Annotated in this window: 12 protein-coding genes; 9 read left to right on the forward strand and 3 right to left on the reverse strand. The window is 65.7% G+C overall.

Going from position 1 to position 14,367, the window contains the following annotated elements:
* Nucleotides 1–54: 54 nt before the first annotated feature.
* On the reverse strand, nt 55–2,466 hold the full coding sequence (recG, locus tag U5A57_RS18665; RefSeq protein ID WP_321913152.1) for an ATP-dependent DNA helicase RecG: 2,412 nt from the start codon (nt 2,464–2,466) through the stop codon (nt 55–57).
* 122 nt (nt 2,467–2,588) lie between these two features.
* Here recG and queA point away from each other — a divergent pair, with 122 nt between their 5' ends.
* The 5 genes from queA to secF all read left to right on the forward strand — a co-directional run bounded on the left by queA (nt 2,589) and on the right by secF (nt 8,743).
* Nucleotides 2,589–3,650 carry a tRNA preQ1(34) S-adenosylmethionine ribosyltransferase-isomerase QueA gene (gene queA, locus U5A57_RS18670; protein WP_321913153.1) on the forward strand — a complete coding sequence of 354 codons (1,062 nt, stop codon included), beginning with the start codon at nt 2,589–2,591 and terminating at the stop codon, nt 3,648–3,650.
* 141 nt (nt 3,651–3,791) lie between these two features.
* Complete coding sequence (gene tgt, locus U5A57_RS18675; RefSeq protein WP_321913154.1) at nt 3,792–5,003, forward strand: tRNA guanosine(34) transglycosylase Tgt; 1,212 nt, start codon at nt 3,792–3,794, stop codon at nt 5,001–5,003.
* Nucleotides 5,004–5,222: 219 nt separating this feature from the next.
* Nucleotides 5,223–5,552, forward strand: coding sequence for a preprotein translocase subunit YajC (gene yajC / locus U5A57_RS18680; RefSeq protein ID WP_028201984.1), 330 nt, complete (start codon nt 5,223–5,225; stop codon nt 5,550–5,552).
* A gap of 167 nt (nt 5,553–5,719) precedes the next feature.
* A complete protein-coding gene (gene secD, locus U5A57_RS18685) occupies nt 5,720–7,777 on the forward strand; it encodes a protein translocase subunit SecD (RefSeq protein WP_321913155.1) in 2,058 nt (685 codons plus the stop codon).
* Between the two features lie 15 nt (nt 7,778–7,792).
* Entirely contained in the window at nt 7,793–8,743 is a 951-nt protein-coding gene (secF, locus tag U5A57_RS18690) for a protein translocase subunit SecF (RefSeq protein WP_321913156.1), read from the forward strand.
* Between the two features lie 86 nt (nt 8,744–8,829).
* On the opposite strand, the gene U5A57_RS18695 is transcribed toward secF, so the two are convergent.
* Both U5A57_RS18695 and U5A57_RS18700 read right to left on the reverse strand, forming a co-directional pair.
* Complete coding sequence (locus U5A57_RS18695; protein WP_321913198.1) at nt 8,830–9,405, reverse strand: YceI family protein; 576 nt, start codon at nt 9,403–9,405, stop codon at nt 8,830–8,832.
* A gap of 39 nt (nt 9,406–9,444) precedes the next feature.
* Nucleotides 9,445–10,044 carry a YceI family protein gene (locus tag U5A57_RS18700; protein WP_321913157.1) on the reverse strand — a complete coding sequence of 200 codons (600 nt, stop codon included), beginning with the start codon at nt 10,042–10,044 and terminating at the stop codon, nt 9,445–9,447.
* Nucleotides 10,045–10,428: 384 nt separating this feature from the next.
* On the opposite strand from U5A57_RS18700, the gene U5A57_RS18705 reads away from it, so the two are divergent.
* From U5A57_RS18705 to U5A57_RS18720, 4 genes are read left to right on the forward strand one after another with little or no spacing between them, the layout of a single operon-like run.
* On the forward strand, nt 10,429–11,238 hold the full coding sequence (locus tag U5A57_RS18705) for a paraquat-inducible protein A (RefSeq protein ID WP_321913158.1): 810 nt from the start codon (nt 10,429–10,431) through the stop codon (nt 11,236–11,238).
* Nucleotides 11,235–11,897 carry a paraquat-inducible protein A gene (locus U5A57_RS18710; protein ID WP_321913159.1) on the forward strand — a complete coding sequence of 221 codons (663 nt, stop codon included), beginning with the start codon at nt 11,235–11,237 and terminating at the stop codon, nt 11,895–11,897. The genes U5A57_RS18705 and U5A57_RS18710 overlap by 4 nt, the downstream gene beginning before the upstream one ends.
* The gene (locus U5A57_RS18715) at nt 11,890–13,503 is read left to right on the forward strand and encodes an intermembrane transport protein PqiB (RefSeq protein WP_321913160.1); all 1,614 of its coding nucleotides are present in this window, start codon (nt 11,890–11,892) and stop codon (nt 13,501–13,503) included. The genes U5A57_RS18710 and U5A57_RS18715 overlap by 8 nt, the downstream gene beginning before the upstream one ends.
* On the forward strand, nt 13,500–14,204 hold the full coding sequence (locus U5A57_RS18720) for a PqiC family protein (protein ID WP_321913161.1): 705 nt from the start codon (nt 13,500–13,502) through the stop codon (nt 14,202–14,204). The genes U5A57_RS18715 and U5A57_RS18720 overlap by 4 nt, the downstream gene beginning before the upstream one ends.
* Nucleotides 14,205–14,367 lie beyond the last annotated feature (163 nt).

Raw genomic sequence — 14,367 nt, forward strand, 5'->3', positions numbered from 1 at the left:
GGGTCAGACGGCGTTGGCGCGCGCAGGTTCCTTAACGTGGACTCAATGGTCTATTTACGCTTTCAGGTACTGTTCGCGCGCGCCGAGCCAGCGGTTCAGATGCTGCGTGACGACGTGCGGAAACTCGTGCAGCAGGCGATCGGCGGCGCCGCGCGCGGGCTCGATGAGCCATGCGTCGTTTTCGAGGCTCGCGAAACGCAGCATCGCCGCGCCGGATTGACGCGCGCCAAGGAATTCGCCGGGGCCGCGGATTTCGAGGTCCTTGCGCGCGATCTCGAAGCCGTCGGTCGTTTCGCGCATGGTTTGCAAACGCGCGCGGCCCGTGAGCGACAAGGGCCCCGTATAGAGCAGCACGCACACCGAAGCGGCGCTGCCCCGCCCCACGCGCCCGCGCAACTGGTGAAGCTGGGCGAGGCCGAAGCGCTCGGCGTGCTCGATCACCATCAGCGAGGCGTTGGGCACGTCCACACCCACTTCGATCACCGTCGTCGCCACGAGGAGTTGCACTTCGTTGCGTGAGAACGCGTCCATGACCGCGGCCTTGTCCGTGGAAGCGAGGCGGCCGTGCACGAGGCCCACGGTGAGTTCCGGCAGCGCGGCCACGAGCGTTTCATAAGTCTCGACGGCCGTTTGCAGCTGCAACGTCTCGCTTTCCTCGATCAGCGGACATACCCAGTACACCTGACGACCCGTGAGCGCCGCCGCGCGCACGCGCGCGATCACTTCCTCGCGGCGCGCGTCGGAAATGAGCTTCGTGAGGATCGGCGTGCGGCCGGGCGGCAGCTCGTCGATGGTGGAGACGTCGAGGTCCGCGTAGTAAGTCATCGCAAGCGTGCGCGGAATGGGCGTGGCCGACATCATCAGCTGATGCGGCTGGAACTCGCGATGCGCCTGATCCGGAGACTGCGTTGGCAACCGCGCGTTCTGCGCCTTCGCGCGCAACGCGAGTCGCTGCTCGACGCCGAAACGATGCTGCTCGTCGACGATCACGAGGCCGAGGCGCGCGAATTCCACGGCCTCCTGAATGATCGCGTGCGTGCCGATCACGAGCTGCGCCGTGCCGAGCGCCGCGGCTTCGAGCGCCGCGCGCTTTTCCTTCGCCTTCAGGCTGCCCGCGAGCCAGGCCACCTGCACGCCGAGCGGCTCGAGCCAGCCGCGCAGCTTGCGCGCGTGCTGTTCCGCGAGAATTTCAGTCGGCGCCATGAGCGCGGCCTGGTAACCCGCGTCGATGGCCTGCGCGGCCGCGAGCGCCGCGACCACGGTCTTGCCGCTGCCCACGTCGCCTTGCAGCAGGCGCTGCATCGGGTGCGGCTGTTCGAGATCGTGAGCGATTTCGGCCACCACGCGCTCCTGCGCGCCGGTGAGCGTGAACGGCAGCGCGCCACGCAGACGCGCGAGCAGCGTCTCTTCGCTCTTGCGCCCCGCGACATGCCGCGCCATGGCGGGTGCCGCGCGCGTGCGGCGCTCTTCGTGCGCGCGCTTGAGCGAGAGTTGCTGCGCGAGCAGTTCCTCGAACTTGATGCGGGTCCACGCGGGATGCGTGCCTTCGATGAGCGCGTACTCGTCGGCGTTCACGGGCGGGTGGTGCAGGGTCTTGACCGCGTCCATGAGCGGCGGCACGTCCAGCGGCGCCATGAACTCGTGCGCCACGGCTTCGGGCAGGAGTTCGGGCAAATGCGCGCGCGACAGCGCGTTGTCGATCGCCTTGCGCAGATACGCCTGGCTCACGCCCGCAGTGGACGGATACACCGGTGTGAGCGCCTGCGGCAGTGGCGCGTCGCCTTCCACGACCTTCACGGCCGGATGCACCATCTCCATGCCGAAGAAGCCGCCACGCACATCGCCACGCACGCGCAGACGCTTGCCGATCGCCATCTGCGCGACCTGCGAACCATAGAAGTTCAGGAAGCGCAGATGCAGTTCGTCGCCGTTGTGGTCTTGGAGCTTCACGACCAGTTGGCGGCGCGGACGGTAGGCGATCTCGTTGTCGAACACCACGCCTTCGGTTTGCGCGATGCCGCCCGGCAGCAGTTCGCCGATGGGCGTGAGCGTGGTTTCGTCCTCGTAGCGCATCGGCAGATGCAGCACGAGATCGATGTCGCTGCGCAGGCCGAGTTTCGCGAGGCGGTCGGCGGTTTTGGTGAGCTTGGGCTTGTCTTTGGCCGCGGCTTTTTCTGCGGCCGCATCTGCGCCCTTTTCTGCCGTTTTTTTGCTGGCGCGTTTGCGCGCGGGCGGTGCGGCCCCTTGCGCCGCCTCCTGTTGCCGCGTCCGCGCGCCATCCTCGGGCAGGCGCGCGTCGTCGGGCGCGTCGCTCGCGGCATCGGGTTCGGACATCAATCGGCTAACGGATGAGGGCATGGGCAGCTTCGCAAGTACAATATCGGCTTTCCGGCATGGCGCGGCGCGTGCAGCGCGACGGCCTTTGCCATCGGGCGCATGTCGCACAAGCGCATGTCCCGCAATCATAGCCGCTCACTGAACGTGGGCGGCCATTGCAGCCGCTTTTGGGGGCGCAACCGCTTGGCGGTTCGGCCCAGTAAAGCCGCCGCGCGCCGGGCCTCCGGCGCATTTCCGTTACTTCAGGCCGCATGTTCAAGCTTTCCGATTTCGATTTCGACCTCCCCGAGGAACTGATCGCGCAGACCGCCCTGCCCGAGCGCAGCGCGAGCCGTCTGCTGGAGGTCGACAACACCACGCAACCTGCGCGTTTCACCGACCGCCGCTTCTCCGAGTTGCCCGCGTGCATCGCGCCGGGCGACCTGCTTGTCTTCAACGATACCAAGGTGCTGAAGGCGCGTTTCTTCGGCCAGAAGGCCAGCGGCGGCAAGATCGAGGTGCTCGTGGAGCGCCTGACCGGCGCACGCACGGCGCTCGCGCAGATCCGCGCGAGCAAGAGCCCGGGCCCCGGCACGGTGCTGCGCCTCGCCGATGCGTTCGAGGTGACGGTTGGCGAGCGCGTCGATCAGTTCTACACGCTGCACTTTCCCGACGACTGCCTCACGCTCATCGAGCAACACGGCCGTCTGCCGCTGCCGCCCTATATCACGCACGACGCCGACGCGAGCGACGAAACGCGCTATCAAACGGTGTTCGCGCAAAATCCGGGCGCGGTGGCCGCGCCCACGGCGGGCCTGCACTTCGACGACGCCCTGCTCGCGCAACTCGACGCGCAAGGCGTGGAGCGCGCCACGCTCACGCTGCACGTGGGCGCGGGCACGTTCCAGCCGGTGCGCGTGGAGAACATCGACGAGCACAAGATGCATAGCGAGTGGTACGAGCTGCCGCAGTCGCTCGTCGACAAGATCGCCGCCACGCGCGCGCGCGGCGGGCGCGTGATCGCGGTGGGCACGACCTCGATGCGCGCGCTCGAAGCCGCCGCGCGCGACGCCGACCGCGAAGGCCGCGCACTCACGGCCACGCAGGCGGAAACCGATATCTTCATTACGCCTGGGTACACGTTCCGCGTAGTCGACCGGCTCGTCACGAACTTCCACCTGCCGAAATCGACGCTCCTGATGCTCGTATCGGCATTCGCGGGCATCGAAACGATCCGCGCGGCGTATCGTCATGCGATTGCCGAGCGGTATCGATTCTTCAGTTACGGTGATGCGATGCTGCTCACCAGAACCAACGACGCGCTGAACAAGTAACACCCACGCTTTCCAGGCCGTCACGCGATCTGCACACGCGCGGCGGCGTTTCACTACCTGCGCCGGACTTGTCGACTGGCGTTAGCGCTTTAGCGCTTACGCCAGTCCCACGCAGAGCGCCGGTTGCACAGGAGTCCACGCATGACCGACGGTCATCAAAACAACGCACGCGCCGAACACGGCGCTTATTTGGGTCAACTCGTGGGCGAACGCCCGCAAAACGGCCTGAAATTCGAGCTGCTCGGCACCGACGGCCTCGCGCGCCGCGGGCGCGTCACGCTCAATCACGGCGTGGTCGAAACGCCGATCTTCATGCCCGTGGGCACCTACGGCACCGTGAAGGCCACGCAGCCGCGCGAGCTCGAGGAAATGAAGGCGCAGATCATCCTCGGCAACACCTTCCACCTGTGGCTGCGCCCGGGTCTGGAAACGATCGAGGCGCACGGCGGCCTGCACCGCTTCATGGGCTGGAACCGGCCCATCCTCACGGATTCGGGCGGTTTCCAGGTGTTCTCGCTCGGCGACCTGCGCAAGATCTCGGAAGACGGCGTGCGCTTCGCGTCGCCCGTGAACGGCGACAAGCTGTTCCTCTCGCCCGAAGTGTCGATGCAGATCCAGAAAGTGCTGAACTCGGACATCGTCATGCAGTTCGACGAGTGCACGCCCTACGCGACCAACGGCGTGCCGACCACGCACAAGGAAGCCGCCGACTCCATGCGCATGTCGATGCGCTGGGCGCAGCGCTCGATCGACGAATTCAACCGTCTCGGCAACCCGAATGCGCTCTTTGGCATCGTGCAAGGCGGCATGTTCGAGGACCTGCGCGACGAATCGCTCGCCGGCCTCTCGCAGATGCCGTTCCACGGCTACGCGATCGGCGGTCTTTCGGTGGGCGAGCCGAAGGAAGACATGATGCGCGTGCTCGAACACATCGCGCCGAAGCTGCCCGCCGACAAGCCGCACTACCTGATGGGCGTGGGCACGCCGGAAGACCTGGTGGCGGGCGTGGCCGCGGGCGTCGACATGTTCGACTGCGTGATGCCCACGCGCAATGCCCGCAACGGCTGGATCTTCACGCGCTTTGGCGACATCAAGATCCGCAACGCCGTGCACCGCAACTCGCTGCGCCCGCTCGACGAGCAATGCGGCTGCTACACCTGCCGCAACTTCACGCGCGGCTACCTGCACCATCTGCACCGCGTGGGCGAGATCCTCGGCGCGCAGCTCAACACGATCCACAATCTGCATTACTACCTGGAATTGATGAGCGAGATGCGCGCGGCCATCGAAACGAAGACGTTCGCGGCGTTCCGCCAGCGCTTCGCCGAGCAGCGCGCACGCGGCGTGGACTGAGGCCAGCCGCCAGACATTACAATAACCTTTCGCAACTTGGCGCAGAGAAGGCATTCGCTGCGCTCGACCCACCCCGGTTTCACGCACAAGCATGTCGCGCCGGGGCGGGATTCGAGATAAGCACTTGATCGCAAAGCCTATTTTGCGTCATCGTCGCGATGAATGCCGGTGGTAGAATAACCGGCTCGCTTTTTGATCGTAAAAAACGGAGAGACCAACGTGTCGTTCATTTCCAATGCCTTCGCGCAAGGCAGTGCAGCAGGTGGTGCCGAATCGAGCCTCATGAGCTTCCTGCCGCTCATTCTGATGTTCGCCGTGCTGTACTTCATCATGATCCGTCCGCAGATGAAGCGTCAGAAGGAACATCGCAACATGCTCTCGGCCATGGCCAAGGGCGACGAAGTGATCACGAGCGGCGGCATCGTCGGCAAGGTGACCAAGGTCAGCGAAGCCTACGTGGGCGTCGAAATCGCTGATGGCACGGAAATCACCGTGCAGAAGTCGTCGGTCTCGACCATCCTGCCGAAGGGCACGATCAAGTCGCTGTAAAGCTTCATTGCATCATCGAGGCCGTTGCCTCCGAAAGAACGGCCTCGCGCGCCCGGCCCGCCCTCGCAGCCACTGACCAGAAAACGTCAATGCAGGAACGCCCCGAAGGCAACGCCGGACGCGCACGCAGCGCTTAAGGCCATTCCCCTCCCCCGTTGGGTCAACCAATGAACCGTTATCCCCTCTGGAAATATGTCGTGATGCTGGTGGCGCTCGTCATCGGCTTCGTGTACACATTGCCCAATTTCTTCGGCGAAGCGCCCGCGGTCCAGGTGTCGAGCGGCAAGGCCACGGTCAAACTCGACTCAGGCACGCTTGCCCAGGTCGAAGCCGCACTCGCCGCGAACAATATCAAGGCGACCGACCTCACGTTCGACAACTCGTCGATGAACGCGAACATCCGCGTGCGCGTCGCCGACACGGACACGCAGCTGCGCCTGAAAGACGCGCTCAACCACGCGCTGAACGCCGACCCGAGCGACCCGCAGTACATCGTCGCCCTGAACCTGCAGAGCGCCTCGCCGCGCTGGCTCAGCTCGCTGCACGCGCTGCCGATGTATCTCGGCCTCGACCTGCGCGGCGGCGTGCACTTCCTGCTCCAGGTCGACATGAACGGCGCGCTCAACAAGAAGCTCGACTCCGACGCTTCCGACGTGCGCACGCTCCTGCGTGACAAGAACATCCGCGACGGCGGCGTGAACCGCGTGAACCAGTCGGTGGTCGTCAATTTCGCCGACGCCGACGTGGCCGAGCAGGCGCGCAAGGTCCTCGCGGGCTCGGGCGGCATTACCGAGCTGCAGTGGGCCTCGCAGAACAACCCCGAAGGCGGCGTGCAGCTCGTCGGCACGTTCACGCCGGCCGTGAAGACGGCGGTTCAGCAGGCCGCGCTCAAGCAGAACATCCAGACGCTGCATAACCGCGTGAACGAGCTTGGCGTGGCCGAGCCCGTGATCCAGCAGCAAGGCGACGACCGTATCGTGGTCGAGCTGCCGGGCGTGCAGGACACTGCGAAGGCGAAGGACATCATCGGCCGCACGGCGACGCTCGAAGCGCGCCTCGCCGACCCGATGGGCCTGCATCCGGACGTGAACGCGCCGGTGCCGCCGGGCGACGAGCTGTTCACGCAAGGCAACGCCGCGCCGGTGCTGCTGCGCAAGCAGGTGATCTTCACCGGCGACCGCATCATCGACGCCTCGGCGGGCTTTGACGAGCATCAGCGTCCGTCGGTCAACATCCGCCTCGACTCGGCGGGCGGCCGCGCGGTGCGCGCCGTCTCGCGCGACAACATCGGCAAGCCGATGGCGATGGTGCTGTTCGAAAAGGGCAAGGGCGAAGTGCTGACGGTGGCGACCATCCAGTCGGAACTGGGCGACCGCTTCCAGATCACGGGCCAGCCCACGCCGCAGGCCGCCGCCGACCTCGCGCTGCTGCTGCGCGCAGGCTCGCTTGCCGCGCCGATGGACATCATCGAGGAACGCACGGTTGGCCCGAGCCTTGGCGCGGACAACATTCGCAAGGGTTTCGACTCGGTGATCTACGGCTTCGCCGCCATCGCCGTGTTCATGATCGCGTACTACATGCTGTTCGGCGCGATCTCGATGATCGGCCTTTCGGTGAACCTGCTGCTGCTCGTGGCGGTGCTCTCCATGCTGCAGGCCACGCTCACGCTGCCGGGTATCGCGGCTATCGCGCTCGCGCTCGGTATGGCCATCGACGCGAACGTGCTCATCAACGAGCGCGTGCGCGAAGAACTGCGTCACGGCGCGCCGCCGCAGCTGGCTATCCAGAACGGCTACGCGCACGCCTGGGCGACGATTCTCGACTCGAACGTGACCACGCTCATCGCCGGTCTCGCGCTGCTCGCGTTCGGTTCGGGCCCGGTGCGCGGCTTCGCGATCGTGCACTGTATCGGCATTCTCACGTCGATGTTCTCGGCCGTGTTCTTCTCGCGCGGTCTCGTGAACCTCTGGTACGGCGGCAAGAAGAAGCTCAAGTCGCTCGCGGTAGGTCAGGTGTGGCGTCCGGAACCCGACGAAGGCACGCCCGCGCTCGCAGGCGCCGACGCCGGCACGGACACGGGCCGCGCGGTCGCTGCAAACGCCGCGAAGCGCGAACCGGCCAAGGCCGGTGTGAAGGGCGCCACGCGCGCCAAGCCGGTTGTGCGCCGCCGCGACGCCCAGGGCGGCACCGGCGGTTCGGGCAACAACACCGGCTCGTCCCGCTGATACGGAGTCAAGAACATGGAATTTTTCCGCATCCGCAAAGACATCCCGTTCATGAAGCACGCGTTGATCTTCAACGCGATCTCGCTGATTACCTTCATTGCGGCGGTGTTCTTCCTCTTCCACCGTGGCCTGCATCTGTCGATCGAGTTCACGGGCGGCACGGTCATCGAAGTGCAGTACCCGCAGGCCGTGCAGCTCGAGCCGCTGCGCGACTCGCTCACGAAGATCGGCTACGGCGACGCCCAGGTGCAGAACTTCGGCACCTCGCGCGACGTGCTGATCCGCCTGCCGCTCAAGACGGGCCTGAGCTCGGCGCAACAAAGCGACCAGGTGATGGCCACGCTCAAGGCGGCGGACCCGCAAGTGCAGTTGCAGCGCGTGGAGTTCGTCGGGCCGCAGGTCGGCAAGGAACTCGCCACCGACGGCCTGCTCGCGCTCGCCTGCGTGGTGGCGGGCATCATCATCTACCTGTCGTTCCGCTTCGAATGGAAGTACGCCGTGGCCGGCGTGATCGCGAACTTGCACGACGTCGTGATCATTCTGGGCTTCTTCGCGTTCTTCCAGTGGGAGTTCTCGCTCTCGGTGCTCGCGGCAGTGCTCGCCGTGCTCGGCTACTCGGTGAACGAATCGGTCGTTATCTTCGACCGGATTCGCGAAACCTTCCGGCGCGAACGCAAGATGAGCGTCACCGAAGTCATCAACCACGCGATCACGAGCACGATGTCGCGGACCATCATCACCCACGGCTGTACGGAAATGATGGTGCTCTCGATGTTCTTCTTCGGCGGCCCGACGCTGCACTACTTCGCGCTGGCCCTGACGGTGGGTATTCTCTTCGGCATTTACTCGTCGGTGTTCGTCGCGGCGGCGCTCGCGATGTGGCTCGGCGTGAAGCGCGAAGACCTCGTGAAGGACAAGAAGGAAAAGTTCGATCCGAACGATCCGAACGCGGGCGCGCAGGTTTAAGCGGCGCACCAGCAAAAAAGCCGGTTCTCACGAACCGGCTTTTTTTTCGTGCATACGCAACGGCCTTCGCCGCTCCGCCCTCCTGCCTACTGCTTGATGCCTTCGGCCTGGATATGGAGCGTGGTCTTCATCTTGAAGCCGTACTTCTTGCCCGAGTCCATGCCGAAGTCGTCGCGGTTGAATGCGGCTTCGGCCTCCACGCCGCACACCTCGCGTTTGAGCACCGGGTGCGGCATGCATTTGAACGACGCGATCTCGAGCTTGAGCGGCCGCGTCACGCCGTGCAGCGTCAACTCGCCGATCACCTCTTTGGGCGTATCGCCGTTGAAGACGATGCGCGTGCCCTTGTAGGTGGCCGTGGGGTACTTCGCGACATCGAAAAAGTCGTCGCCCACCAGATGCTGGTCGAGCTGCGGATTGCCGGTCTGGATCGATGCCGGATCGATCGTCACGTCCACGGTGCCCGTTTTCGCCGCGCGGTCCAGCGTGACCGTGCCCGTGGTTTTCGTGAACTTGCCGCGCCACGTGGAAAGGCCGCCGAAGTGATCAGCCTCGAAGCTCGGAAACGTATGATTCGGATCGAGCTGGTAAGTGTCGGCGGCGCGTGCGGCTTGCGTCACCAAGGCGGCCAGCGATACCACGGCGGCCCCAGCGGCCATCATGACGAGCTTGTTCAAAGGCATCTCCTTGAAGCCGTCGTTCTACTTGTGCGCGACGACGATATGAAATTTGATCAGCACTGCGTCGGCGACGATCGAGGTGTCTTTCCACTCGCCGGTGCCGATTTCGAAGGCGAGCCGATGGACAGGCAGCGTGCCGTCGAACGTCTGCGTCCCGCCCTGCTGCGTGAGCACGACGGGCACGGCCACGTTCTGCGTATGCCCCTTGATCGTGAGTTTGCCGCTCACGCTGTACTGGTTCGTTCCGGTCGACGTGACGGCGGTCGAGACGAAGGTTGCCTGCGGGAACGTCTTCGCGTCGAACCATTCGGGCCCGCGCACCGAATCGTTGTAGGTCTGATCGCCCAGATCATAGCTCGCCGTGTCGACCGTGATCTTCGCGGTGCCGCCCGCGGGCTTGCCCGGGTCGAAGTCGATCTGCGCGTCGAACTTCGTGAAGCTGCCCTGCACGGGCACGTTCATCTGGCGCGACACGGCAACGATCGTGCTCTTCGCCGCGTCGAGTTGCGCGTGGGCGGCCCCGCCCGCGAGCAGCGCCGCAGCGGCCCCGGCACACAGCGCCGCGGCCCGGACGGCCGGCTGCCACCGATAAGAACGAATCCACCTCGACAATGCTTCCATGATCGTCTCGCCTTGATTGCGTAGTCGTTCGCTTCGTGAACTGGCTTCGGCCACGTTCCGCAGCCATCCTGTCCCATGCCCGAAAGATAATCCAGTTTGAGTGACAGCAAACATCTGCAGATAAGCGCCCGGTCACTGCGGTCCTCGCACGCGAGAACGGCGCAAACGTGGCACACTCGCAGCCCGCTCGTCGCGCGGGCGAGCGCCGCCCGGCTGTCGCACCCGGCCGCCTGCTGCGCGGCGGACCTGTCCGGGGCCCGCGGCTCGTTGCGGCACGCCGCCGGGCGCGTTTGGTAACATGGCGCGAGGCGCTGTCAGCACCTTCCGGCATGCGCGCCGCCGTCGCGCGTCTTTCGTTCACGTCGTTTTGCGTCACCTGCCCGCATGGCCCAGGACAAACTGATCGCGTGTCACGATTGCGACGCGCTCTACCGCAAACCGCGGCTGCTCGGCCGCCAGACAGCGCGCTGCTCGCGCTGCGGCGCCACGCTCTACAGCAGCGCCGCGTCCCAGATCGACCGCATCTGCGCCATGACTATCGCGGCGCTCGTCACCTTCATCATCGCCCAGTCGTTCCCGATCATCGAGCTCGATGCGAACGGTATCACTACGGAGTCGAGCCTGTTCGGCGCCCTCGTGGTGCTCTGGCACGAGGACATGGAGATCATCGCGGTAATCGTGTTCTGCGCAACCATCCTCTTTCCGCTCACGGAGATGGTGGCGCTGCTCTACGTCCTGCTGCCGATACGGCGCGGCTTCATTCCGCCAGGCTTTAACTTCGTGCTGCGCGCCATCCAGTTCGTGCGGCCCTGGGGCATGCTCGAGGTGTTCATGCTGGGCGTGCTCATCACCATCGTGAAAATGGTGAGCCTCGCGCGGGTCATTCCCGAAACCGCGCTGTTCGCCTTCGGCACGCTCACGCTGATGTTCACCGTGGTCGTCACGTTCGACGCGCGCACGCTCTGGGACATCGCCGACAGCCTGCGCGACGCCGCACGCGCGGCGCGCGAGGGCGGCGCGGGTCCGGGCGCGCAGGCGGGCGGCGCCGACGGTCCGCAATCGCCACAATCGCCGCAAACGCCGTCGCCGGCCGCGCCCCACCCGCTCGCCGAGCCCGAGATCCGCGCGCCAGGCGCAGGCGCGCAAGACCCGGCGCCGCCGCGCGGCGGCCCGCTCCCCAAGGGGCCCCGATGAAATACCAGACCGCCACCGACGCCGGCTACATCGCCTGCCACGCCTGCGGGCACGTGCAGCCACACGAGCGCGAGCGCCAGCACGTTCGCTGCGCACGCTGCGGCTCGCCCGTGCACGAGCGCAACCCGGACAGCATCATGCGCACGTGGGCGCTCCTCATTGCGGCGGCGCTGCTCTACATTCCCGCGAACCTGCTGCCCGTGATGCATACGTCCTCGCTCGTCGGCGACGAGGACGACACCATTATGAGCGGCGTGGTCTACTTCTGGACCTCCGGGGACTGGCCGCTCGCCGTGATCGTTTTCATCGCGAGCATTCTCGTTCCCATGCTCAAGCTTTCGGTGCTCGCGCTGCTCGCGTTCACGTCGCAGCGGGGCTCGAAATGGCGGCCGGTCGAACGCACGAAGCTCTATCGGCTCGTCGAATTCATCGGGCGCTGGTCGATGCTTGACGTGTTCGTTGTCACGCTAACCGTCGCGCTGGTACGCTTCCAGTCGCTTGCGGTCATCACGGCGGGCCCCGGCGCGATCGCGTTCGGCTCGGTCGTGATCCTGACGATGATCGCCTCCATGCAGTTCGATCCACGCCTGATCTGGGATCCGGTGGACGAAGACAAACACAAACCTGCGCAACACTCTCAGGATCAACCCCATGAATAGTCCGAAAGGACCGACCCCGCCCAATCTGCCGGAGCCGGAGATCGTCAAGCCGCGGCGCTGGCTCCCCTCGCTCGTCTGGATCGTGCCGATCGTCGCGGCGCTGATCGGCGTGGCGCTCGTCGTGAAGTCGGTCGCCACGCGCGGGCCGACCATCACGATCAGCTTCGTGAGCGCCGAAGGGCTCGAGCCCGGCAAGACCAAGGTCAAGTACAAGGACGTGGACATTGGCTCGGTGCGCGCGATCAAGCTCTCGCCCAACCTTTCGCATGTGATCGTCACGGTCGAGCTGACCAAGGACGCCGAACGATTCGCCGTGAAGGACAGCCGCTTCTGGGTCGTGCGCCCGCGCGTGGGCGCAAGCGGCGTTTCGGGCCTCACCACGCTGCTCTCGGGCTCGTATATCGGCGCGGACGCCGGCCGCTCGCAGGATTCGCAAAGCGATTTCGTCGGGCTGGAGGCGCCGCCCGCCGTAACCATCGACGAGAAGGGGCATCGCTACACGCTGCATAGCGCGACACTCGGCTCGCTCGACATCGGCACGCCGATCTTCTTCCGGCGCATTCAGGTTGGTCAGGTCACAGGCTATTCGCTTGACAAGGACGGCACCGGCGTGACGGTGCAGGTGTTCGTGAGCGCGCCCTTCGACCAGTACGTGGGCACCAACACGCGCTGGTGGCACGCGAGCGGCGTGAACGTGCAGCTCGATTCGAACGGCATCAAGGTCAACACGCAGTCGCTTGCCACGATCGTGGTGGGCGGCCTCGCGTTCCAGGCGCCGGCCGGCCAGTCCATGGGCCCGCAGGCGCCCGACAACGCCACCTTCGCGCTTGCCTCCGACGAGACCGAGGCAATGCGCGAGCCGGACGGCGCGCCGCAACGCGTGGTCATGTACTTCAACCAGTCGTTGCGCGGCCTTTCGGTTGGCGCGACGGTCGATTTCCGCGGCATCGTGCTCGGCCAGGTGACCGACATCGGCATCGAGTACGACCCGAAACAGCACAACTTCACGATGCCCGTGACGATCGACCTCTACCCGCTGCGCCTGTCGCGCCGCATCCGCGGCGAAGCGCCCGCGCCGCACACGCCGCAAAGCCAGGAGCTGATCAAGCGGCTCGTCGCACGCGGCCTGCGCGGCCAGTTGCGCACCGGCAACCTGATCACGGGGCAGCTTTACATTGCGCTCGACATCTTCCCGAAGGCGGGGCCGGCGACGATCGACTTCAACCACGATCCGCTCGAACTGCCGACGGTGCCGAACTCGCTCGAAGAGCTGCAGCAGCAGGTGGCAGACATCACGAAGAAGCTCAACCAGATTCCGTTCGACAAGATCGGCAACAACCTGAACGAGTCGCTCAAGAACGCCAACCAGCTGTTCGGCAAGGTGAACGAGCAGATCCTGCCGCAGCTGCAAGGCACGCTCGACGAAGCGCAGAAGACCTTCAACGCCGCGCAGTCCACACTGCAGCAGGATTCGCCGCTGCAGTCCGACGTGCACCAGGCGATGCAGGAACTCACGCGTACGCTGCAATCGCTCAACGCGCTCGCCGATTACCTGGAGCGCCATCCCGAATCGCTGCTGCGCGGCAAATCTGGAGACAAGCCATGACGTTCCGACGCGTCCCCTCTCTTGCCACGCTCGGCGCGCTGGTCATCGCAGCCGCACTGGCGGGCTGCAGTTCGCCCGCCAGCCGGTTCTATACGCTCAGCCCGACCGACGACACCGCTCGCACCATCGCCGCGCCCAGCGCGGGCAACGCGCAGTGGCTGATCGAGCTGGCCCCCGTGGATGTTCCGCCGCAGGTCGCCAAAGCGCAGATGGTCGTGCAAACCGACGCCAACCAGGTGCGCGTACTCGAGCAGGAGCGCTGGGCTTCGATGCCTGGCGACGAGATCCGCCGCGCACTCTCGGGCGACCTCACGCAGCAGCTCGGCACCATCGACGTGTACGGCTCACCGCATCCCGAGGGCGTGCCCGTGTACCGCGTAAGCGTGAATGTGCAGCGCTTCGAATCGTGGCCGGGCTCGCATGCGCTGATCGACGCCGTGTGGAGCGTGCGCGCACTCAACACGGAAACAGTCCTGACCTGCCGAAGCGTGCTCAACGAGAAGGTGGGCGACGGCTACGACGCGCTTGTAATCGGCCACCGGCAGGCGGTCGAGGCGCTCTCACAGTCGATCGCGAGCGGCGTGCGTGCACTCGCGGCCGCACCGCGCGTGAGCACGCCAGCGAATGGCGCAAAGGCCGGCGCGCGCGCGAAACCGGCGCCGAGCGTCGCCTGTCCGCAGATGGCGGCCGTCGTTGGCTGAGTTGGCGGCTTGCTGACGGGGACCTAAGGCGTGCCTGATCCGTAGGCTCCGATAGTGATCGGGAGCCAATAAAAAGAGCCCGCACGCATTGCGTCCGGCGCAGGGCAAGTGACGAGGCAAATGGCGGCCACATGCGGGCATTGAGCGATCTCCCGCAGCGGAG

The organism is Paraburkholderia sp. J11-2 (assembly GCF_905220185.1).
Lineage (GTDB): Bacteria > Pseudomonadota > Gammaproteobacteria > Burkholderiales > Burkholderiaceae > Paraburkholderia.

Excerpts from the sequence above, each read along its gene's own strand:
- U5A57_RS18720 (WP_321913161.1), top strand. The coding sequence starts at position 13,500 with ATGACGTTCCGACGCGTCCCCTCTCTTGCCACGCTCGGCGCGCTGGTC.
- U5A57_RS18705 (WP_321913158.1), top strand. The coding sequence starts at position 10,429 with ATGGCCCAGGACAAACTGATCGCGTGTCACGATTGCGACGCGCTCTAC.
- U5A57_RS18700 (WP_321913157.1), bottom strand. The coding sequence starts at position 10,044 with ATGGAAGCATTGTCGAGGTGGATTCGTTCTTATCGGTGGCAGCCGGCC.
- tgt (WP_321913154.1), top strand. The coding sequence starts at position 3,792 with ATGACCGACGGTCATCAAAACAACGCACGCGCCGAACACGGCGCTTAT.
- U5A57_RS18695 (WP_321913198.1), bottom strand. The coding sequence starts at position 9,405 with ATGATGGCCGCTGGGGCCGCCGTGGTATCGCTGGCCGCCTTGGTGACG.
- U5A57_RS18715 (WP_321913160.1), top strand. The coding sequence starts at position 11,890 with ATGAATAGTCCGAAAGGACCGACCCCGCCCAATCTGCCGGAGCCGGAG.
- secD (WP_321913155.1), top strand. The coding sequence starts at position 5,720 with ATGAACCGTTATCCCCTCTGGAAATATGTCGTGATGCTGGTGGCGCTC.
- secF (WP_321913156.1), top strand. The coding sequence starts at position 7,793 with ATGGAATTTTTCCGCATCCGCAAAGACATCCCGTTCATGAAGCACGCG.
- recG (WP_321913152.1), bottom strand. The coding sequence starts at position 2,466 with ATGATTGCGGGACATGCGCTTGTGCGACATGCGCCCGATGGCAAAGGC.
- U5A57_RS18710 (WP_321913159.1), top strand. The coding sequence starts at position 11,235 with ATGAAATACCAGACCGCCACCGACGCCGGCTACATCGCCTGCCACGCC.
- queA (WP_321913153.1), top strand. The coding sequence starts at position 2,589 with ATGTTCAAGCTTTCCGATTTCGATTTCGACCTCCCCGAGGAACTGATC.